Below are 22,001 nucleotides of genomic sequence, written 5' to 3' on the forward strand. Positions count from 1 at the left end.
CGGCGTCTGGTGCGTGCGATCGCAAGGCGCCGGAGCGTCCTCGTGGCGGAGCCACGTGGGCGGTTCGGCAACGCGGCGAGCGTGCGTGCCAGACGTCGCGGAGCAGGCGTGGATTTGTCAGACAGGCCCTAGCGGGGCGGGGGCAGGGCCACCTCGTCGTACGACGGCGTCATGCCCTTCGGTGGCCGTCCCGCCCGGATGTCCGCCGCCGCCTCCAGCGCCGCGCCCAGCGCCCTCCGGTACAGCAGCGAGCCGAGGCTGATCCGGCGGACGCCGACGTCGGCGAGGTGCGGGACGGTCGGACCGCCGGGCGCGTAGAGGACGTTGAGGGGGATGTCCACGTGGCGCACCAGGGCGGCGATCCGCCGTAGGTCGGTGAGGCCGGGGACGAACACGCCGTCCGCGCCCGCCTGCCGGTAGGCGTCGAGGCGGGTGAGCGTGTCCGTGGTGTCGCCGTCGCCGAGCCAGTGGGTGTCCGTGCGGGCGTTGACGAAGAGGGCGGGTGCAGCCTTTTTGACCGCGGCGATCTTCGCCGCGTGCCGGGCGACGGGCCCGAGGCCGTCCTCCAGGTTGATGCCGGCCGCTCCCACGGCGTGCAGCTCGCGCGCGAACTCCGCCACCTCGTCCGGGTCGTCACTGAAGCCGCCCTCCGCGTCGACCGACAGCTGGAACGGTTCGGATCCCAGGGCGAGGGCCAGCCGGAGCGTCTCCTCACGGGTCGCCGCCACACCGTCGGGCAGTCCGGCGACCGCGGCGACGCCCAGGCTCGTCGTCGCGATCGCCCGGAACCCCTGCCCGGCGAGGGCCCGGGCCGAGGCGTGGTCCCAGGCGTTGGGCAGCAGGAGGGGCTCGTCCTCGTGGTGCAGGCCGGCGAAGTCAGACATGGCGCCACGCTAGGCGCGGATCGCTTCGGCGCGGACCGAACCATGGCCTCCGAGTGCCGTGGCAACCTCCCCCGCCGCCGCGATCCTGAGGATCGCCGGTCTCAAGCCGTGACGTCCACGCCCGACTCCGTCAGCAGGACCCGTGTCACGCCGCCGTCGCTCCAGCGGACCTCCAGTGCTCCGGCATCGTCCGCGCGTACGGAGACCGACTCCTCCAGCGGGGCCGGATCGGGCTCGGCCGTCAGCCGGGCCAGGGCGACGAACAGGGTGGCGTTCTCGCCCACGACGCCCGTCAGGGAGTCCGTGAGTCCGATCGCGGGTACGAGTTCGGCCCGCAGGCCCTCCCCGGCCGGCCAGCCGGTCACCCGGACCGGCGTGCCGGGATCCGCGCCCGTCACCAGATGTGCCCGGACCTCCGCGGCCCCGCGCGCCAGCACGGCGCTCGTCACCCGCGCCCCTCCGCCCGCCGTGTGCCGGGAGGCCACCCAGCCCTCGCCCGCACCGAGGGGTTCGATGCCGGTGCGGCTCGGGTCGCCACCGACGATCACGCTGTTGTCGGGCGGGGCGGACGACGAGGGCGACGCGACCGGGGCCGTCACCGTCGAGTACGCCAGACGCGTGTAGTACGGGTCGTAGCGGACGTCCTCGCTGCCGTGGTTGTGGAGGCGGACGACGCCGTCGGAAGAGGTGGACTGGAGCAGCCAGTTGGGCGGGCCGACGGGAATGACGGCGTCCGCGCGCTCGGCCGGGCCGGGTTCCTCCGCCGCCGTCCACACCTCGTGGTCCGCCGGGAGCAGCAGACCGATGAAGCCCTTGCTCGCCCAGTACGGGGAGGCCGGGCCCGAGTAGCCCTGGAGGACGGAGGCGTCGGGGCCGTGCCAGCCCAGGGACAGCAGGCCCTTGTCGTCCACCGCGCCCCGGTCGAGGAAGTACCGCAGCGCTCCCGAGGCCAGGCGCCGGGTCTCCCCCGGCGACAGCGGCGTGCGGCCGGTCAGCGCGCCCAGCCACAGGGGGGCCGTCGTCGCGAAGCGGTACGTCAGGGAACGCCCCTGTCGCATCGGGGCGCCGTCGCCGCCGAACAGCCGGGCATAGTCGCAGAGGTGACGCGACAGCCGGTCCCCGTACAGGTCCAGCAGGCGCTCGTCGCCCTCCAGCCAGGCGTGCAGCACCGGGTAGAGGTGCATCGCCCAGCCGTTGTAGTAGTCGAACTTGCGGCCGTCGCCGTCGCTGTACCAGCCGTCGCCCACGTACCACTGCTCGATGCGTTCCAGGCCGCGGTCGATCGCCGCGCGGGACGCCTCCGGCTCGTGGCCGACCTCGGCCAGGAAGCCGCCCACCGTGACCGGGAACAGCTCCCAGTTGCAGGGCCACGCCTCGGCGGTGAGCGCGTCGCCGAGCCAGGCGGCCGCCCGCTGCCGTACGCCGTCGTCCAGCCGGTCCCACAGCAGCTCCCGCGTCAGGCGCAGGGCGAGCGCGATCGACGCCGCCTCCACCAGGGGCTGGCCGCGGTCCTCGATGCGGGGCCAGACCCCCGAGACACCGGCGGTGAGGCCGGTGGCGTAGCGCTCGAGAGCCTTCTCGTCGCGGCGGAAGGCGGCCAGCAGCAGGGTGCGGGCGTAGCCCTCCAGGCCGTCGGAGAGCCGCCCCGACCAGCTGGTCCGGTCGCCGGGCAGGTGGTAGAGCGCCCGGTCCTCGGTGGCGTAGGGCTCGACGGCGGTGAGCAGGGCGTCGGCCGCCGCCTCCCAGTGGGCGCGGGTGTAGCCGGTGAACGCAGACGTCGTGCCGTCGGCCGGAGGCAGGTGCATCGGTTCTCTTTCGTACGCGAGGTCGTGCTCAGACGCTTGGATCGGCCGGAACGGGTCGGACCTGGAGCGCCCCGGTTCCGGTCGGGGCGCCCCAGGGGCTCTATCCCACCCGCACCTTGCCCTTCGGCACCAGACGCTGGGTGACGAGTTCGTCGCGGACCAGGCCCGCGTAGGCCGTGGCACCGCTCACGGAGGTGTGCGTGTTGTCCCGCGCCTCGTTGTAGAGGTACAGCGCCTTCGAACCCTCCACGCCGAGGGACTCCACGAGCGCCTTCGTCTTCGCGGTGAGGTCGATCAGCGGGACGTTCCGCGCGGCGGCGACGGAGCGGGTGACCGCGGGGTGGTCGACACCCAGGCCGTTGACCAGGAGCGCGGTTCCGTTGTTCAGCGTGCCGTCCGGGTTGAACCAGCGTCGCACGACGGGAGTGACAAGGACCGGCTGTCCGCCCCGCGCCCGGACGCCATCCACCAGGGTCTCCAGGTTGGCCCGATAGGTGGCCTCGTCCGTGGTCTTGTCGTTGTGGGCGAGCTGGACCAGGACCAGATCGCCGGGGCGGATCAGGGGCCGTACGGTGGCCCACAGTCGTGGGTTCCCCAGATACGAGACCGTACTCTCGCCGGAATCGGCGTAGTTGGCGACGGACACGCCCTCGCGCAGGAACCGGGGCAGCTGCTGGCCCCAGCCGGAGTACGGGTCGCCGGGCTGGTCGCAGACGGTGGAGTCGCCGACGAGGAAGATCTGGCGGGCGTGCCGGGCCGGGGTGACCCTGATGTCGGCGAGGGCGGGTGCGGAGCCGCCGATCCGCAGGTCGAGGCCGGGGGTGCCCTCGGGGCCGGTGGGCTCGCCCTCAGGGGTGCGGACGTTCACGGTGAAGCCGCGGGTGACGCGCTGGCCCGCCGGGACGGCCGTCTCGGGGAGCAGGGCACGGCGGGTCTCGCCGCTGACGCTGGTGGCGGACGCGGATTCCCCCCCGAGCACGACCCGCACGTCGTACGTGCCCGGGGGGACGTCGAAGTGGCAGGTGTCCGCGGCGCACTGTGCGAGGCCGGTGTGGGCCTGAGCCGGTACGGACGGCAACGCGCTCCCGAGGGCCACCGCCGCCACGACGGCGATGCTGAAACGTCTCACTCGGTGCTCCTCCCAGCGGACGACAAGACCTGGAGGTGGACCGTACCGCTCCGGACAAGCGCTTTCTAGACCTCGAGCAGCATTCACGAGATGGACAACTTCACATGACCGAAAGCCCTTTCGCGAAATCGATTCAACTGTCACCCTCACTCCCACCCGAACTCCCCCCACCTCCCGAGGAGGCCCCCCATGTCCGGATCCGCGAACAGACCGGTCGGCCGCCGCGCCTTCGTCCTCGCCGCCGGCGCCGCCGCGGGCACGGCCCTCACCGGCACGGCACACGCCGCCGCCTTCGGCTACAGCGACGACGGCTCGAACTACGTCGTCGACACCGGCGCCCAGCTGGTCTTCAAGGTCAGCAAGTCGACCGGCGACCTGACCTCGCTGGTCTACCGGGGCACGGAGTACCAGGGCTACGGCGGCATGAACTCGCACATCGAGTCCGGGCTCGGCGCCTCCACCGTCGGCATCAGGCAGTCCGGTTCGACGATCCTGGTCTCCGTCACGCACGGCACGCTGAAGCACTACTACGCGGCCCGCAGCGGCGAGAACAACGTCTACCTGTGGACCCACAAGGCCGACACGTCCGTGTCCGCGACCCGGTACATCGTGCGCGTGAAGAAGGGCGCGTTCCTCAACGACGAGCCCGACTCGTACACCTACGCGCCGACCACCATCGAGGCCTCGGACGTCTTCAGGAAGTCCGACGGCCAGACCCGCTCGAAGCACTACTCCAAGCGGCGTGTCATGGACTACGACTACGTCGGCTGGTCCGCCGGCGGCGTCGGACTCTGGGTCGTGCGCAGCAACCACGAGAAGGCCTCGGGCGGCCCCTTCTACCGCTCCCTGCTGCGCCACCAGAGCGCGGACGGCGGCGGCCTGTACGAGATCCTCTACTACGGGCAGAACCAGACCGAGGCCCAGCGCTTTGGCCTCCAAGGCCCGTACGTCATCGCCTTCACGGACGGCGGGGCGCCCTCCTCGGCACTGTTCCCGGGGACGCTGACCACCCCGTGGGCCGACGCGCTCGGCATCTCCGGGTACGTGCCGGCGAGCGGCCGGGGCAAGGTGGCGGGTGTCGGGATCTCCGGCCGGAACACGGCCTACCCGTACACCGTCGGGCTGGCCAACGGGGCGGCACAGTACTGGGGTCCGGCGCGTTCCTCCGACGGCTGGTTCTCGATCGCGGGCGTGCTGCCGGGGACGTACACACTGACCGTCTTCAAGGGCGAGCTGGCGGTGTACACGACGTCGGTGAGCGTGTCGGCGGGCGGGACGACCACCCTGAACACGATCGCCCTGCCGTCCTCCAACGACCCCGCGGGCGCGAGCGCGATCTGGCGGATCGGCGATTGGAACGGCACGCCGGGCGGGTTCAAGAACGCGGACCTGATGACGTACGCGCATCCGTCGGACGTCAGGGCCGCGTCCTGGACCGGGAACGTGGTGATCGGCAGCGGCGGGGAGACGGCGGCCTTCCCCTGCTACCTCTGGAAGGACGTCAACAGCGGCATCCTCGTGTACTTCAAGCTGACCGCCGCGCAGGCCGCCGCCGCGCACACCCTGCGCATCGGCGTGACGACGGCGTACGCGAACGGCCGCCCCCAGGTCACCGTCAACGACAGCTGGACCTCGGCCGTCCCCTCGCCGCCCACCCAGCCGAACACCCGGTCGCTGACCAACGGTTCGTACCGCGGCAACAACCACACGTTCACGTACAGCGTCCCGGCGTCCGCCTGGAAGACGGACCCGAGTCAGTACAACGTGCTCAGGCTCGACGTGGTGAGCGGGTCGGGGGCGGCCGGTTTCCTCAGCGCGGGGACGGCGATCGACGCGATCGACCTGCTGGCCTAGAACCTCTGCGGCTTGTCATGTCCCGCGCGTCCACTGCTGGTTGGTTCCGCCGTTGCACGTGTAGGTGATGAGGGCGGCGGAGCCGGCGGTGGACGCGCCGTTCACGTCCAGGCACTCGCCGGTGGCACGCGACTTGACGTTCACGTACGAGCCGGTGGTGGTCAGCGACCACTGCTGGCTCGTCGTGGAGGAGCAGTTCTCCTGCGTGACCGTGCTCGCGTTCTCCCGCACGCACAGGGAGCTGTTGCGGACCACCAGTTGGTAGTAGCCGCCGCCGACGGACTTGAACCAGTACTTCTGGTTGGCGCCGCCGTTGCAGTCGTACTGCTTGAGCTGGGCACCGGCCCAGAGCGACTGACTCGTCACGTCCGCGCACTTGGAGGAGTGGCGGGCGATGAGGGTGTTGTACGTGGCGCTGGTGCCGGAGACGGTCCCGGCGGCGGTGTCGATGGTGACCTCCGGCGACCAGGACATGGACATCGTGGTCGCGTTGGAGAAGGTCAGGGGCAGCCACACGTACCGCGAGTCGTTGACGGTCCCGCCGAAGGAGTTGCCCCAGCGGTCGCCCAGGTAGAGGTACGAGGTGCCCGAGGTGCCCTGCACGGGCAGGACGAACGCGGTCTGCGAGCCGTAGGTCGTCGAGTCGCCGATGTTCTTCATGGCCGACCAGGGTCCGGCGAGGTTCGTGGCGGTGGCGTACTGCTGCTGGTTGGGGTTCCAGCCCGTGGCGCCCGAGGTCAGCATGAAGTACACGCCGTTCCGCTTGAACAGGGCCGGGGCCTCGCGGTGGCCGCCGGGCCAGGGGTTGGCGACCAGGCTCGCGATGCCGGTGTAGTCGGCGGTGAGGCGGTAGATCTGGAGGTCGTAGTTCTCGCGGGCGGCGGAGATCATGTAGCCGGCGCCGTCGGTGTCGACGAAGACCGTGATGTCCCGGGACATGTGCTGGCCGAGCGGCCGGAAGCTGCCCTTCCAGGTGTAGTCGCCGTCGACCGTGTCGGAGACGGCGACGGCGGCGCGGGCCTCGCTGTAGTCGGTGCCGTTCTCCTTGTGCATCCACATCACGAACTTGCCGGTGGACGCGTTGTACATGACCTTGGGCCGCTCGATGTTGGCGGTCGCCAGCTCCGGGTCACTGGCCTCGGTCAGGACGTGGTTGCGGAACTCCCAGTTCTTCAGGTCGGTCGAGCGGTAGGCGTCGACGTACCGGAAGGTGTTGTCGGCGTTGCGGTGCTCGCCGAACCAGTAGTAGTAGGAACCGACCTTGAGGACTCCGCCGCCGTGCGCGTGGACGGGGTTGCCCGAGGTGTCCGTGAACTGGGTGCCGTTGGCGATGTTCTGGGGCGCGGCCTGGGCGGGGCCGGCGGTGGCGAGGGCGCCGAACAGCCCGAGGCACAGGGCGAGGAGGGCGGTGTAGGCACGTCTCATCTCAGTCACCCGCCGTGGCCGTGTCGGCGACCGGGATGCCGAAGTCCGGGGTGCCGTCCGCCTTCCAGCCGAGCTTCTGGACGCGGGTGTGGCGGTTGGGGTCGTTCAGCGGGTCGCCGTTGATCTCCTTGTACTGGCGGGCGTGGTAGACGAGGACGTCGGTGCGGCCGTCCTCGGCGACCGTGAAGCAGTTGTGGCCGGGGCCGTACTGCTTGGTGGTGTCGTTGCTGGTGAAGACCGGGGTCGGCGACTTGGACCAGCTGATCGGGTCCAGGAGGTGGCTGTCGGCGTCGGCCGTCAGCAGGCCCATGCAGTAGTTGAAGTCGGTGGCGCTGGCCGAGTACGTCATGAAGAGGCGGCCGTTGCGCTTCAGCACGTAGGGGCCCTCGTTGACCTTGAAGCCGATGCGCTCCCAGTCGTACTCCGGGGTGGAGAGCCGCACCTGCGGGCCCTTCAGGGTCCAGGGGTTCGCCATCTCGGAGAGGAAGATGCCGGTGTTGTTGTCCATGCCGGGCTCGTGCTGCGCCCAGGCGAGGTAGCGCTTGCCCCGGTGCGTGAAGGTGGTGGCGTCCAGGGAGAAGGTCTCCCAGGCCGTCTTGACCTGGCCCTTCTCCACCCAGGTGCCCTTGAAGGGGTTGGGGTGGGCGTTCTCCAGCACCCAGATGCGGATGGCCCAGACGTCCTCGGCGGGCGCGGAGGCGAAGTAGATGTACCACTTGCCGCCGATGCGGTGCAGTTCGGGCGCCCAGATGTGCGCGCCCATGTTGCCGGTCGGGTGGGCGCGCCAGATGACGGACTCGGCGGCCGTGCCGAGGCCGTTGAGGGTGCGGGAGCGGCGCAGGATGATGCGGTCGTACTCGGGGGCCGTGGCGGTGAAGTAGTAGAAGCCGTCCTTGTGCCGGTGGATGTGCGGATCGGCCCGGTTGCGGACGAGCGGGTTCACGAAGGGGGCCGGCTTGGGGTGCCCGGCCGGGGTGGCGGCCTGTGCCACGCCGGGGAGGGCGGGGACGGCGGCCAGGGCGCCGGCGGCTGCGGCACCCTTCAGCAGCAGTCTGCGGCTGGGGGATTCGGGCAGAGCGTGGTCGCGGTCGCGGCTCATGCGGGGGGCTGCCTCTCACTGGGGGACACACGGCGTTGCTGGTGCCTGATGCTGCGGCGTCTGATATTTCGAACACCATCTGTCATTACGAACGCCGAAAAGGTAAGGGGGTGACACGTGGAGGTCAACGGGTCTGACGGGACGAAGGCGGCCGGGCCTCAGAAGGGGCGGCTGTAGGGGTACTTGTCCACACGGTCGTGGATCGCGCGCAGCCATGGCTCACGGACGGCGGGCAACCGGGCCAGGGTGTGGAGGAGGATGCCCGGGTCGGGCCGGAACAGCGTCCGCGGGCGCAGTGGGAGGGGATCGTCGCGCTCGACTCCGTCGGGCAGGCCACCGGTGCTGGGCGCGGGCAACCGGTCGGGCCCAAGCGCCAGGTGGAGCCATACGCCGGCGGGCACCGGCACGGTGGGCGCGCTGCCCGACGGCGCCCGCCACACCTCGCCGGTCCGCGGGTGCCGGGGGACGAGGAGGATGTCGGGGGCGGGGCCGGGGACGGGCAGGCCCGGCCCGGCGAGCGCCGCCGCCTTCCTCGGTGCACGCCCCGGCGGGAGCAGCAGGTCCAGCGCACTGCCCAGCGTCTCGGCGAGGAGGCCGTCGGGAACGCTCACCCACCTGCCGGCCGAGGCGGCCAGCAGGTGGGCGAGGGCCGACCCGAGGGCCGCCTCCCACCGGGGTTCCCACCACCCGCCCTGCTGGACGGGTGGGACGGCCTCGCACTCCCGGCCCATAGCCTCCCAGTCCGCGGGGAGTGCGGGTGCGTCGGCGGTGAGAGGGCGCACCGCGTCCGGGGCGAGCCACACCGCCTGCCAGAGCGTGCAGTCGTCGATGCGTGTGGCCACGGCCTGTCCGCACCGGGCGCAGGCCAGATTGGGGCCGCTGCTCCCGTCCAGCCCCAGGCAGTAGCCCTCGCATCGCTCAGGGATGAGAACGGTGCCGCGCACATCGCCGGGCGCGACGACGACCGCGCCGGGCAACCCGAAGGACAGGGCGGGCAAGGGCGCGAACACGCCCCGGGCCACGGCCTCCTCCGCCCCGACCTCGCTCCACCGGCGCCAGGGCGGTCCGGAGGCTTCGGGGTCGACGGCGAAGGTGCCCGGTTCCATCAGGGCGGGGAGCAGTTCATGGCCGAAGCGCTGGCGGGCGTGGCCGGGAAGCGCTACCCGCGACACGGGCACGGTCAGCTCGGCGCCGCACCGCGCGCACCCGAACACGGCCACGCGGCATCCCCCTTGTTCTCCCCTGGTCAGGGGAGTGTCCCGCGCGGCGACAGGCCACCAACCCATTTTCTGTTATCGGCGCCCGCCACTCCCGTCTCCGGTGATGTGCGCAGCCTCACCACCCACACCACAGCAGCGGCCCTGGGCGTCCTCGCGGCGGTCGCGTCGCTCGTCATCGCTCCCCCGGCGACGGCCGCCGGTCCCCGGGACGTCACGGGCGCCGTGCTCACCGGCCGGGACGTGACGCTCACCGGCGACACGACGGTCACCGTGCCGCCCGGGACGACGCGGTACGACGGCGTGTTCCGGGGTGAGGGCACGCTCACCGTGCGCGGCAGCGGGACGCTGATCCTCACCAGGGACAGCGACTTCGCACTGCCCCGCTCCCGGCAGCGGCAGACCGTGCGGACGCTCGGCGGCAACCACCCGTATGTGACCGTGACCCGCCCCGACCCGCCCGCGATCACCGTCCAGCGCGGGGCGACCCTCCAGTACGGCGACGGCGGCACGACCGGGCTCATCGGCCATTTCCCGTACGGCACCCCGGCGTTCCGCCTCAACCAGGACAACATCCGGGTCGACGGCACCCTGCGGCTCGCCCTGATGAGCGCCTACAACCTGGGCACCATCAGCGGCTCCGGGCTGATCACCCAGCCGCGTTTCCTCTGGGGCACCTGGGACCTGCCAGGGACCCACTCCTTCTCCGGAGTGATCGACAACGGCACACAGGCGAACGCCGGCCGGCCGGAGTACGCGACCTCGCTGCCGCGCGTGCGCAAGATCCTCAACCAGGGCACCTGGACGGTCGACACCCCGCTGGGGCGGACCGTCACCATGGGCATGGACTTCTACCAGCGCGAGTACGGCAGCGACATCAACGTCCAGTCGCGGCCGGGCGGCAAGGTCGTCCTGGCCGGGCAGTACAGCTGGTCGGACCAGGGCGGCGACACCGACCCCTCGCTCAGCGACCCGGCCCTGAACTGGACGCCCGCCCGCAAGAACGTCAACAAGCGCGGCACCAACATCAAGGGCGCGAACGTCCGGTGGGGCGACGGCACCACGAACAGGATCTTCATGCCGGGCACCGCGGAGACCGTGTACGTCAACCTCCTCGCGGCCCGGGAGCGTTCGAAGCTCACCTTCGACTACAACGGCCCCGTGACGCTCGGCGCCCCGATCGGCGGCGGCCGGTTCCACGACACGCTCTCCGCCCCCGGCGCCGGCGACATCGTCATCGCGGGCACCTCCGGCAACGACGTCACCTTCGCGGCCGTCCAGTACTACGACGGCTCCACGACGGTCGAGAAGGGCGCGGTCCTGCGCCTGGGCAGCGGCAAACGGGGCGGCGACGGCGGCCTGTACACGCGAGGCGCCCGCTGCGAGGTCGTCAACGACGGCTCGCTCGTCCTGCGCAACACGGACAAGCCCCTCACCCTGTCCCGCGTCGGCGGCAGCGGCTCGCTCACGCAGTCGGGCACGGCCACGACGACACTGACGGGCGGCGCGGTGACGTACACCGGGACGACCACGGTCTCCAGGGGCACACTGGCCCTGCGCGACGGAGCCACGCTCGCCCGCAGCAAGGCGATCCGGCTGACCTCGGCCGGTGCCCGGCTGGACGCGGGCCGGGCGGGCCTGCACGTGGCGACCGCCCTCAGCGGCAAGGGCACGGTCACAGGGGCGGTCACCGGCGAAGGCACCGTCACCACCGGCCTCACGGTCGACGGCCCCTACACGCAGAGCGCGAAAGGCTCCCTGCTCCTGCGGGACGAGCCGCTGACGGTGACGGGCGCGGTACGGCTGTCCGGAGACCTCGACGTGTCCGCCGCCGGGAGCAGGCCCGCCCGTGTGATCCCCGTGCTCGACAACCGGGGCCGCTCCCGGCCCTCGGGGACCTTCACCGGCCTGAAGGAGGGCGCTCGCGTGAAACTGGCGGGCACCGCCTACCGCATCAGCTACCGCGCCGGTGACGGCAACGACGTCGCCCTGACGGCGGTCGGCGCGGCCCCGAGCCCGTCCCCCACCGCGTCCGGCCCGGCCGCGTCCGACGCGGTGACGCCGCGCAGCGCCGGAGCGTCCGGGGATGTCGGTTTCGGGTGGTGGCCCTACGCGCTCGGCCTGGCGCTCGTCGTCAGCCTCGCCGTACCGATGGCCACGCGACGCGGGCGCGGCCGCCGGCGCGGCGGCCGGCACACGGGCCGTGCCCGGCAGTGAGGTTCACACCTCGGACTCGCCCCACAGCGTGACGGCCGCCTCGTCGCCGACCGACACCTTGCCGGGACGGAGTACCGCGTACTTCGTGCCGAAGGCGATGCCGCCCTGGGACGCGCGCCGGTAGGCGGCGAGGGTGCGCAGGGGCTCCGGGCCCGCCCTGGTTCCGGAGCGCTGGTCGACCAGGGTGACCGCGCAGCGGATGGCGAGCTTGGCGTAGCCCAGTTCGGTGTCGCCGATGCGGATGTGGTGGGCGCGGTCCTCGGTGTGGGGGTCGCCCCAGCCGTCGAGCACGAGGTTGGGGCGGAAGCGGTCCATGGGCAGCGGGCGTGCACCGCGCTCGGTCAGTTTCCGGTTGAGCAGGTCGAGGGTGGAGCGGGAGACGACGTGCAGGGCGCAACTGTCGGCGTATCCCGAGGTGCCCGGTGTCATGCCGTCCGTCACCCGGTCGTGCTCCGGCGGTACGCGTACCAGGCGGCTGGGGGCGCCGAGCACGTGCGAGAGCCAGCCGGCTGCCGAGTCGCCCTGGTCGATGCCCTGGTAAGCGGTTCCGAACAGGTCGATCTTCTGCCGGGCGCCGGAGGTGTCCACCCGGAGGTGGAGGTCCTCGGCGTCCGGTGCGCGCAGCGTGAGGTGTTCGCCGTCGGCGGTGACGGTGGGGCGGATGAGCGCCAGCCGGGGGTCCCGGCGCTGGGTCCGGTACACGCCCTCCTCGCTGACGACCATGAAGCAGCGGTCGTACGCCAGTCCGGCGGGTGTCAGCAGCGCCTCCCGTACGGATGTCCCGGCGCATCCCTTGAGCGGGTAGTACGTCAACTCGGCCACGCGGGCCATGGGCTTCCGTCCCTTCTGCGGTTCAGCGGCCGCTCGGCGCCTCCGGAAAGCCGAGTTGTGGCGCCAGCAGCCGCGCCTCCGCGGCCCACTCGGCGAGGAAGGCCAGGGCCGAGCCGCGTTCGCGGTAACGGAGTTCGGCGGGGACCGTGCCCCGGCCACCGTAGGCCACCGGCGACTCGCCCGCCCGGGCGAGCATCAGTGCCGTGAGCCAGTCGTACTTCACGGCCGAGGCGCACACGCCGAGCCGTACGAGTCGTTCGTCGACGGGCCGGCCGCTCTCGCGCAGGCCGTGCACATAGGCGTCGTAGGCCTCCTTGGCCAGGCCGGGGAGGTCGGCGGCGGGGACGAACAGGTCGAAGACGGAGTCGGGGAGGTAGTTGCCGAGGTCCTCGCCGAGCGCGCCGTCACCGGCGAACGCCCAGTCGAAAAGGACGCTGTCACGGCCGTCGGAGCGGACGTTGGCCGGCCACTGGTCGAGGTGGGAGAAGGCACGGGGCAGGGACTCCATGACCGTGAGGAACCACTCGCGGTCGTGGTGGAGGCGGACCATGTCGGCGCGCAGGCCCGCCGGGAAGTACTCCCGGACCAGGGGGTGCCGCCAGGCCTCGTCGTCGTCGAGCAGATCCTGGCCCGTCGTCTTGCCGGCCGTGTAGTCGCGGAGGAAGTGCCGCGACAGCCAGGGGCTGTCCTCCCCCGCTCCCGTCGCGCCCTGCGCGGCACCCAGCCGGTGGGCGTGCTCGACGTGGCGGGCGAGGGGCCAGGCCGTCGCCGGTTCGCCCGGCACGTCCTCCAGCCACAACGCCACATCGCCGTCGGGGCGTTCGGCGCACTCCAGCAGCCTCGGCGCGCGGATGCCGTGCCGCCGCCAGACCTGGGCGAACCCGGACCCGTAGACGTAGGCCTCGCGGCGCCAGAAGTTCCAGTCGCGGGGGTCGTTGGAGGCCGCCCACGAGGCGGTGGTCTCCTTCGTCCGCGTGAGCACCTTCAGCACGGCCGAGCGGTGGCCGCCGGTGACCCGCCACACCCCCGCGGTGACGCCGTTCAGGGGATTGTGCGTGAGCGGTTCGAACACCGCCTGGTCCACGGGGACTCCCAGGACCTCACGTACTTCGGCATCAGCGACAGCGACCTCGGGCATCCCCCGATGCTATGCCGAGGCCTGCGCCGCAGGGGTGTCCTTGCGTCCGCGCAGCCACACGTACACCGGAATCCCGGCGAACAGGAACAGCACGCCCTGGTAGACGGCCGCGTATCCGGCCCCGGCGATCAGCCAGAAGGAGAAGCCGAAGGAGAGGGCGGCGACGACCAGATCGCGGGCGAGTCCTGCCGGGCGGACGCGGTCGCGGGTGCCGCGGGCCAGCCAGTACAGCTGGGCCGCCGCCGACAGCAGATACGGCACGCAGCCGGTGAACGTGGTGATCAGGACGAGGACGCGGAAGGTGGTGTCCGGGCCTGCCGTGTAGTTCAGGGCGATGAGGAGCGAGCCGAGGACCGCGCAGGCCCACACGCCGAAGCCGGGGACGCCGCCCTTGCCCAGCCGCGCGAACGGCGCCGGGAAGAGACCGTCGCGGGCGGCGGCGTAGGGCATCTGCGCGGCCATGAGGATCCAGCCGTTGAGGCAGCCGGTGATCGAGGCGACGGCGACCAGGGCGATGGCGGTGCCGCCCCAGGAGCTGCCGGTGATGGCGTTGACGGCGTCGGCGAACGGGGCGCCGGAGTCGACGAGCCGGTCGTGCGGGACCAGTCCGAAGACGGCGACCGTGCCGAGGATGTAGACCAGGGCCGAGGCCAGTGTGCCGAGGACGCTGGCCCGGCCGACCGTGCGCTCCGGGTCGCGGACCTCGCCCGCGCTGACGGCGGCCGACTCGACCCCGAGGAAGCTGTACAGCAGCAGCGCGGCGGAGGCGGCCAGCGCACCCGAGACGCTCTGGCCGGAGGCGTTGAACGGGCCGAAGTTGTCCGCGTCGACGAAGAACAGGCCGATCGTGGCGAGCAGGAGCAGCGGTACGAACTTCAGGATCGTCGAGACGACCTGCACCGTGCCGACCCACCGGGTACCCGCGAAGTTCGCCGCGGCGGGCAGCCACAGGGCGGCCAGGGCGACGGCGGCCTCCAGGGCGTGGTTGCCCTGCAGGGGTATCAGGACGTCGACGTAGCCGACGACCGCGACGGCCAGGGCGGCGATGCTGACCCAGCACATCGTCCAGTACGACCAGGCCGACAGGAACCCGGCGAACTCGCCGAACGCGTCACGCGGGTAGACGTAGAGACCGCCGGTGACCGGGCTGCGCCGGGCCAGCTTGCCGAAGAGCAGCGCGAGCGCCACGGCTCCCACCGAGAGCACGACGAACGCGAGCAGGCTGACCGTGCCGTAGGGGGCGACGGTGGCGGGCAGGGCGAAGATGCCGCCGCCGATGATGTTGCCCATGACGAGGGCCGTGGCGGCGGCGAGGCCGAAGGTGCGGCGGGGAGCGGGTGCCGCCGCGGTGGCCGGTTCGGCCGGCTCGGCGGGTTCGGCGGCTTCGGTGGGGCTGGGGACGGTCATGAGCGATCCTGTACAAGCGGAGGGGGAGGGTCCTGATCGTAACCGCCATCCCACATGGTGGTCGATCTGTTCATGTACTGGACACAATCGGCTGGGGTCCTCGGCCCGATCTCGATTACCGTCGTCGTATGACGAGCACCATCACCCTCGCCGAAGCCCTCGCCGCCGGAACGGTCGTCCTCGACGGCGGCATGTCCAACCAGCTCGAATCGGCCGGGCACGACCTGAGCGACGAGCTGTGGTCGGCGCGGCTGCTCGCCGAGCAGCCGGAGGCGATCACCGAAGCGCACCTTGCCTACTTCCGGGCGGGCGCGGACGTGGCGATCACCTCCAGCTACCAGGCCACGTTCGAGGGCTTCGAGAAGCGCGGGATCGGCCACGACCGGGCGGCCGAACTCATGGCGCTCAGCGTGGAGTCGGCACGGGAGGCGGCCCGCCGGGCGCGTGTCTCCCGGCCCCTGTGGGTGGCGGCCTCGGCGGGGCCCTACGGTGCGATGCTCGCGGACGGCTCGGAGTACCGGGGCCGCTACGGGCTCACGGTCGACGAACTGGAGCGTTTCCACCGCCCGCGGCTTGAGGTGCTGGCGGCGGCACGCCCCGACGTCCTCGCCCTGGAGACGGTCCCCGACGCCGACGAGGCCGCGGCGCTGCTGCGGGCGGTGCGCGGGCTCGGGGTGCCGGCCTGGCTGACGTACTCCGTCGCCGGCGGCCGTACGCGTGCCGGGCAGCCGCTGGAGGAGGCCTTCGCCCTGGCCGCCGACGCCGACGAGGTCATCGCGGTCGGCGTGAACTGCTGCGCCCCCGAGGACGTGGACGCCGCCGCTTCGACCGCGGCCCGGGTCACCGGCAAGCCGGTGGTCGTCTACCCCAACAGCGGCGAGACCTGGGACGCCGAGGCCCGCGCCTGGACCGGACGCTCGAGGTTCACGGCCGGTCAGGTGACGGGCTGGCAGCAGGCCGGGGCCCGGCTGATCGGCGGCTGCTGCCGGGTGGGTCCGGAGGCGATCTCGGGGATCGCGGGGACGCTCGGGGCGGCGTAGTCCGGCAGCAGGCGCTCTCCTCTCCCTCCGCATTGCTCTCCTCTCCCTCCCCCTCCGCTGCTAGCCTCCGTCCATGGGAACCGGTTGCCATGGCGTTGCCGCAGCTCCCGAGGGGGGCGGGTGCGGACCGGGGCCCGGGAGAGACGAGGCAGGCATGACGAGGAAGAGCGGGGACGCGAGCCGCAGCACCATCCGGGACGTGGCGCTGCGCGCGGGCGTCTCGGCGTCGACGGTGTCCCGGGTGCTGGGCGGCGTGTATCCGGTGAGCGCGGCGACGCGCGGGAGCGTGATGCGGGCGGTCCGTGAGCTGGACTATGTGGCCGACGCGAGGGCGAAGGCGATCGCGGGTGTCGGCACGCCCACCCTCGCCTTCGTACTGGAGGACATCACCGGCCCGTCGTTCGCGCACATGGCCCACGGCGTGGAGCGCGAGGCGACCCGGCTCGGCCATCTCTGCCTGGTGTGCAGCACGGAGGGCGATGTCCGCCACGAGCTGGAGTTCGTCGAGATGATGCGCGCCCAGCGGGCCGCCGCGGTGATCCTGGTCGGCGGCAGCGCCGACACATCCGAGTACCGCGAACGCACTCATCGCATGGCGGACTCCCTCGCCTCGGCCGGTTCGCGCCTGGTCCTGTGCGGCCGGCCACCGCTGGACCCCGGCGCCCCGGTGACGGTCATCGAGTACGACAACGAGGGCGGCGCCTACACCCTGGTCGCCCATGTGCTCGCCCAGGGGCACCGCCGGGTGCTGTTCCTCGGCGGCCGGGCGGACCACACCACGGCCCTGGGCCGCGAACGCGGCTACCTCGCCGCCCACCGTGCCCGCGGCCTCACCCCCGACGAGTCCCTCGTCCTGCACGGCGACTTCACCCGCGACGCGGGCCACCGCCTGATGCGGCAGGCGCTCGAGGACGACCTCGGCTTCACGGCCGTCGTGGCCGCCACCGACATGGTCGCGGCGGGCGCCCTCACCGCCCTGCACGAGGCGGGCCTGTCCGTCCCGGGCGATGTCTCCCTCGCCGGTTACGACGACATCCCCTTCGCCCGCGATCTGCACCCCGCCCTGACGACGGTCCACGTCCCCTACGAGGAACTGGGCCGTCTCGCGGTCCGCACGGCCCTCGAACACGCCCCGGGCGCCGCGGACGAGCATCTGCTGCTGGGCACGCACGTGGTCGTGCGGGACTCGGTGGGCCCGCCCCCGGCCCGGTGACTCGCCTACGCCTGCGACGTCGGTGCGAGTGAGGCGGCGGGAGCCTGCGACGCCGGGACGCCGCGTCCGTGCTGGGAGTACGACAGGACGCCCGTGAGGACGATCCTGAGGACCTCGCGCAGTTCGATGTGGAGGGGCACGCGCCTGCCCGGGTCCTGTGACCAGCGGTAGAGCAGGCCCAGGTAGGAATCACGGAGGATGTTGCCGACCCGCATCGGGTCGATGTCGAAGCTGACCTCCCCGCGCTGGCGGCCGGCTTCGATGATGTTGGCGAAGACCTGGCCCGCGTAGGGCTCCTCCAGGAGGGGCTGTCCGGCCTTCACCCAGGCCTGGAGCATGGCGGCGGTGATCTCGCGCTCGGATTCGTTGAACTCCGCCAGTGCCGCCATGCACCGCTCCAGATGCACCGTCACATCGTCGTTGCGGGACTTCATCGACTCTTCCATGGCCAGCTCCAGGCGCCGCTTCCGGGCCTCGGCCCAGGCGGTGACCAGGTCTTCCTTGCGCTGGAAGTAGTTGAAGAAGGTGCCCCGGGCCACGTCGGCGTGCTCGGCGATCTGGTCGATCGTGGTGCCGTCGTAGCCCTGCTCCGCGAAGAGGGTCAGGGCGGATGTGTAGATGCGGTCCCGCACCCGCTGCTTGCTGCGCTCTCTGCGCCCGAGGGGGCGGGCAGGTTCAGAGGCCATGTGCTTCCTCGCCTTCTCACGTCGTTGTGCGGGCTCCCCCTGGCCCCCAAAAATTATACCACGGTACATCTATGAGTCATGGTCTTCGTTTGCCCATGACGTCAGGGCCCGGATGCCACGGAAGCGGCGATCACACCGATGGGTTCGCGGCCCAGCAGCCGGGTGGCGGGTATGTCGACACCCGCCGTGCGGTGCAGTCGCACTCTGAGTTCGGTCGCCAGCAGTGAGTCCAGCCCCAGGGTCCGCAGCGGCCTGCGGGGATCGAGCCGGGTCGCCGAGAGGCCGAGCACGGTGGCGGCCTGCTTCAGGACGTCGTCGGCGGCGAGGCCGGGCCCGGGGGCGGCGATCGTGGGAGGGGCGGTGGTGGCCGCGGGAGGGGGCACCGGGTCTTCCGCCGCCCGGGCCGCGTCGGGCGCCTCGTGGGGCGAGCCGACCGCCCGCTCGTGCAGGCGTATGTCACGGAACTCCGCGATCAGACGGCCGTCCTCGGCCGTCAGCCACACATCGCAGCGCGCGTCGTCCGTGCCGTCGCTGGGCGTGAAGCGGGCCACGCACCAGTGGTCCCGGCCGACCGCCTCCTCGTCCCGGACCAGGACACGGCCGAAGGACATCGGGACGTAGCCGTCCGGCCTTTCCCCCGCACCCGTGGGGTGCGGCCACGTGGCGAGCATCGTCAGAAGCCCGGCCTCGAGTCCGGTCGCCCCCGCCCCGGCGCGGCGCATGCGAGCCACCGATTCGCCGTCGGAGCACCACAGTTGGGCCACGGTGCGCAGCGAGGCGTCGATGGTGTAGCCGCGGCCCTGGGCACGGCGGTAGAACTCCCCCGCCGGCACGTACGAGGTGCACCGGGTCAGGCCGGCGTCCAGCAGCTCCCCGCCCTGTCGCTCCGCCGCCACGCTCCCGCCGGCCGCGCGGAACCTGCCCGTCATGCACAGCTCGCCGTCCCGGGCGCCGTCCGGGGTGCGCACCGCGGTGACGGTGAACACGAAAGTCCCCTCCTGCGCGGCGGGCGCCAGACACACGCGCACCGCGGCATCGCGCGCCCGCTGCAGTTCCAGGGGCCGGCTTCCGAACTCGACGTCCTCCAGCACGCCTTCACCGCAGGGCGCGATGGCGCCCGCCGCCCGCAGGACGGCCTTGAAGTAGAGCACCGGCGGTACGACGGCAGCGCCGCCTCGCGTGCGGACGCTCGCACCGAGGTCGTCCAGGCCCAGCTCGCGCAGCTCGATCTCGCGTACGTGCTCGGCCGGCTGGGCGGACGCCGTCGCGGGAGCAGGGTCCTTCCTGAAGTGTTCCTGGTCCCAGGCGTACGTCGGCAGCGGGACGTGGGGCGCGGTCCCCTGGAAGAAGCGGCCGAAGTCGACGCGTCCGCCGTGGGAGAAGAGCTGCCCGAGCGCCCGGGTGATGTTCTCGCCGTCGTCCTGGTGGCGCTTGAGGGTGGCCACGGCGGCCGGTGCGGCGCCCTGCTCCGCGAGGACCGCCGCGACGGACTGGACGAGGATCGGGTGCGGGCCGACCTCCAGGAACACCGTCTCCTCCTTGGCGGCCGCCCGCACGGCCTCGACGAAGCGCACCCGCTCGCGCAGGTTGTCCACCCAGTAGGCGGCGCCCAGTTCGGGTCCGTCGACCGGCTCGCAGCGAGTGGTGGAGAACATCGCGGTGCGGGCGGGCAGCGGGGTGAGGTGGGCGAGGGCGTCGGCCAAATCGTCCCGCAGTTCCGCCATGTACGGCGAGTGGGAGGCCACGTTGACCTTGACGTGCCGGCTCTGCACCCCTTGTGCCTCGAGGCGTTCGTGGATGCGCCGCAGAGCGCGGGCGTCCCCGGCGAGGACCGTGCTCCCCGGGGCGTTCTCCGCCGCGACGCACACCGCGTCGCCGTAGGGGGCCACGACGTCCGCCGCGGTCAGCGCGTCGAGTTCGACGGCGAGCATGGCCCCGCGCCCCGCCAGCCGCTGCATCAGGGAGCTGCGCCGGCAGATGACCGAGGCGGCGTCCCTGAGCGACAGCGCACCGCAGACCTGGGCGGTGGCGACCTCACCCATGCTGTGCCCGATGGCGAGGCCGGGGTCGACCCCCTTGGCGCGCAGGAGCGCGGCCAGCGACACCTGCATGGCCCACAGCAGGGGCTGCACCACCGCGACGTCGTCGGGGAGTTCGCTCGGCGTCGAGTCCTCGTCCTCGCCGGTCAGCAGGCCGATGACCGACCAGCCCAGCTCCTCCCGGACGGCGGCGTCGCAGGCGGTCAGGGTGTGCCGGAACACCGCTTCGGAGGCGAGCAGGTGGCGCCCCATCCCGAGCCATTGCGAGCCCTGCCCGGGAAAGACGAAGGCGATCCGGCGGTCGCCGGTGAAGCCGGCGTCGGCCGTCCCTCCGTCCGGGGTCTCCTCGCCCGCGGCCAGGGCGCGCAGAGCGGCGGCGAGTTCGTCGTGGGTACGGCCGACGGCCCACAGGCGGTGGGGGTGGGCGTCACGGCGCGTGGCGGCGGCGTGGCAGATGTCCCGCAGCGCGAAGGCACGCCCCTCGGCACCCTCCAGGAAGGCGGCGTGCCGCGCGGCGAGTCGGCTGAGGGCCGCCGGAGTGCGGGCACTGAGCAGCAGCAACCGCGGTTCCTCGCCGGCCGGGGCGGCCGGCTGCGGTATCGGCTCGTGGGCCGGTTCGGGTACGTACTCGCCGACGATCACATGGGCGTTGGTGCCGGAGAGGCCGAAGGAACTGACGCCCATGAGCGCGGCCCGGCCGCCGGGCACGAGCGGGGTGTTGCGCGAGACGAGTTCGAGGGGGGCGGTGCCCCCGGCCAGGACGGGGTGCGGTGTGCGCAGGTGCAGTGACGCGGGGACGGTGCGGTGCCGGGCGATGAGCACGGTCTTGATCAGGCCCGCGATCCCGGCGGCTGCTTCGGCGTGCCCGATGTTGGTCTTGACGGAACCGATGAGCAGCGGGCGGGACCGGGAGCGGCCCTCGTCGCCGTCCTCGCCCAATACCTGTGCCAGGGCGCGCAGTTCGACGTCGTCTCCGACCGGGGTGCCGGTGCCGTGCGCTTCCACGTAGTCGAGTTGGTCCGGGGTGATGCCGGCGCTGCGGCAGGCGGAGCGGATCATCTCGGTCTGTCCGGAGACGGCGGGCTGGAGCAGCATGCCGCTGCCCTGGCCGTCGTTGGTGACGGCGCTTCCCCGCAGTACGGCGAGGATCCGGTCGCCGTCGCGCAGCGCGTCGGGCAGGCGCTTGAGCAGGACCGCCCCCACGCCTTCGCTGCGTACGAAGCCGTCACCGGAGGCGTCGGCGAACTTGCAGCGCCCGTCGGGTGCGAGCATGCCGCCCTGGGAGTAGGTGACGGCGTCGGACGGTGAGAGCACGGCGTTGACGCCCGCGGCGACGGCCATGTCGCTCTCTCCGGTCAGCAGGCTCTGCCGGGCGAGATGCACGGCCACCAGGGACGAGGAGCACGCGGTGTCGACCACCAGGCTGGGGCCCCGCAGATCGAGGGCGAAGGAGACACGCCCCGCGGTCATCGTCCGCAGCCGGCTGCCCGCCATGCCGTGCACGTCCTGGAACCCTTCGGACTCCGCCAGGTCTCCGTACTCGGCGGTCGCCTGTCCCACGAACACGCCGGTGCGGCTGCCGGCCAGCGAGGACGGGAGGATGTGCGCGTCCTCCAGGGCTTCCCAGACGACCTGGAGGAGGACCCGCTGCTGAGGGTCCATGGCCAGCGCCTCGCGCGGGGCGATGCCGAAGAAGGCGGCGTCGAAGCCGTACAGATCGTCGATGAACCCGCCGTGCCGCGAGACGGTCGTGCCCGGTCGACCGGGCTGCGCCGAGTGGTACCGCCGTACGTCGAACCGGTCCTGAGGTACGGGAGTGACGGCGTCGGTGTTGGCTTCGAGCAGGTGCCGGAACTCACGCACCCCACGTGCTCCGGGAAATCTGCATCCCATCCCGACGATCGCGATCTCAGGCATGCCGCCTTGCTGCACCAGGTCCCCCCTAAGTGATGTGGCGTCAGGATCCAAAAGTACACCAGAGACCAAGTTTGACTTCCAGTCGACTCAGTGAACACCA

General features: G+C 72.2%; 15 protein-coding genes. 4 read left to right on the forward strand and 11 right to left on the reverse strand.

What is annotated here, in order from left to right; all coding sequences use genetic code 11:
• Positions 1-128: 128 nt before the first annotated feature.
• From AC07DF_RS29560 to AC07DF_RS29570, 3 genes are all read right to left on the reverse strand, one after another.
• Positions 129-884: an isocitrate lyase/PEP mutase family protein gene (locus tag AC07DF_RS29560; RefSeq protein WP_478977979.1), complete on the reverse strand. Its 756-nt coding sequence runs from the start codon at positions 882-884 to the stop codon at positions 129-131.
• A gap of 101 nt (positions 885-985) precedes the next feature.
• Complete coding sequence (locus AC07DF_RS29565) at positions 986-2,689, reverse strand: DUF2264 domain-containing protein (protein WP_478977982.1); 1,704 nt, start codon at positions 2,687-2,689, stop codon at positions 986-988.
• A gap of 100 nt (positions 2,690-2,789) precedes the next feature.
• Positions 2,790-3,818: a rhamnogalacturonan acetylesterase gene (locus tag AC07DF_RS29570; RefSeq protein WP_478977985.1), complete on the reverse strand. Its 1,029-nt coding sequence runs from the start codon at positions 3,816-3,818 to the stop codon at positions 2,790-2,792.
• 189 nt (positions 3,819-4,007) lie between these two features.
• Here AC07DF_RS29570 and AC07DF_RS29575 point away from each other — a divergent pair, with 189 nt between their 5' ends.
• Entirely contained in the window at positions 4,008-5,672 is a 1,665-nt protein-coding gene (locus AC07DF_RS29575; protein WP_478977988.1) for a rhamnogalacturonan lyase B N-terminal domain-containing protein, read from the forward strand.
• A gap of 15 nt (positions 5,673-5,687) precedes the next feature.
• Here AC07DF_RS29575 and AC07DF_RS29580 read toward each other — a convergent pair whose 3' ends face one another.
• The 3 genes from AC07DF_RS29580 to AC07DF_RS29590 form a co-directional block, all read right to left on the reverse strand.
• The gene (locus AC07DF_RS29580; RefSeq protein WP_478977991.1) at positions 5,688-7,097 is read right to left on the reverse strand and encodes a family 43 glycosylhydrolase; all 1,410 of its coding nucleotides are present in this window, start codon (positions 7,095-7,097) and stop codon (positions 5,688-5,690) included.
• A gap of 1 nt (position 7,098) precedes the next feature.
• Complete coding sequence (locus tag AC07DF_RS29585; protein WP_478977994.1) at positions 7,099-8,196, reverse strand: glycoside hydrolase family 43 protein; 1,098 nt, start codon at positions 8,194-8,196, stop codon at positions 7,099-7,101.
• Positions 8,197-8,354: 158 nt separating this feature from the next.
• Positions 8,355-9,416: a hypothetical protein gene (locus tag AC07DF_RS29590; RefSeq protein WP_478977997.1), complete on the reverse strand. Its 1,062-nt coding sequence runs from the start codon at positions 9,414-9,416 to the stop codon at positions 8,355-8,357.
• A 105-nt stretch (positions 9,417-9,521) separates the two neighbouring features.
• Here AC07DF_RS29590 and AC07DF_RS29595 point away from each other — a divergent pair, with 105 nt between their 5' ends.
• A complete protein-coding gene (locus AC07DF_RS29595) occupies positions 9,522-11,630 on the forward strand; it encodes an autotransporter (protein ID WP_478978000.1) in 2,109 nt (702 codons plus the stop codon).
• 3 nt (positions 11,631-11,633) lie between these two features.
• Here the strand turns inward: AC07DF_RS29595 and AC07DF_RS29600 are convergent, their stop codons facing one another.
• The 3 genes from AC07DF_RS29600 to AC07DF_RS29610 are packed head-to-tail and all read right to left on the reverse strand — an operon-like array spanning position 11,634 to position 15,006.
• A complete protein-coding gene (locus AC07DF_RS29600; RefSeq protein ID WP_478978003.1) occupies positions 11,634-12,461 on the reverse strand; it encodes an MOSC domain-containing protein in 828 nt (275 codons plus the stop codon).
• Positions 12,462-12,483: 22 nt separating this feature from the next.
• Positions 12,484-13,599 (reverse strand): aminoglycoside phosphotransferase, encoded by a 1,116-nt coding sequence (locus tag AC07DF_RS29605; RefSeq protein ID WP_478978006.1) that lies wholly within the window; start codon positions 13,597-13,599, stop codon positions 12,484-12,486.
• A gap of 9 nt (positions 13,600-13,608) precedes the next feature.
• The gene (locus tag AC07DF_RS29610) at positions 13,609-15,006 is read right to left on the reverse strand and encodes an amino acid permease (RefSeq protein ID WP_478978009.1); all 1,398 of its coding nucleotides are present in this window, start codon (positions 15,004-15,006) and stop codon (positions 13,609-13,611) included.
• A 128-nt stretch (positions 15,007-15,134) separates the two neighbouring features.
• Here AC07DF_RS29610 and mmuM point away from each other — a divergent pair, with 128 nt between their 5' ends.
• Positions 15,135-16,046 carry a homocysteine S-methyltransferase gene (gene mmuM / locus AC07DF_RS29615; protein WP_478978012.1) on the forward strand — a complete coding sequence of 304 codons (912 nt, stop codon included), beginning with the start codon at positions 15,135-15,137 and terminating at the stop codon, positions 16,044-16,046.
• A gap of 154 nt (positions 16,047-16,200) precedes the next feature.
• Positions 16,201-17,259: a LacI family DNA-binding transcriptional regulator gene (locus tag AC07DF_RS29620; RefSeq protein WP_478978015.1), complete on the forward strand. Its 1,059-nt coding sequence runs from the start codon at positions 16,201-16,203 to the stop codon at positions 17,257-17,259.
• 5 nt (positions 17,260-17,264) lie between these two features.
• Here AC07DF_RS29620 and AC07DF_RS29625 read toward each other — a convergent pair whose 3' ends face one another.
• A complete protein-coding gene (locus AC07DF_RS29625) occupies positions 17,265-17,945 on the reverse strand; it encodes a TetR/AcrR family transcriptional regulator (RefSeq protein ID WP_478978018.1) in 681 nt (226 codons plus the stop codon).
• Between the two features lie 101 nt (positions 17,946-18,046).
• Positions 18,047-21,901, reverse strand: coding sequence for a type I polyketide synthase (locus AC07DF_RS29630; RefSeq protein ID WP_478978021.1), 3,855 nt, complete (start codon positions 21,899-21,901; stop codon positions 18,047-18,049).
• Between the last annotated feature and the right edge of the window lie 100 nt (positions 21,902-22,001).

This window comes from Streptomyces sp. NPDC044719, assembly GCF_056433405.1.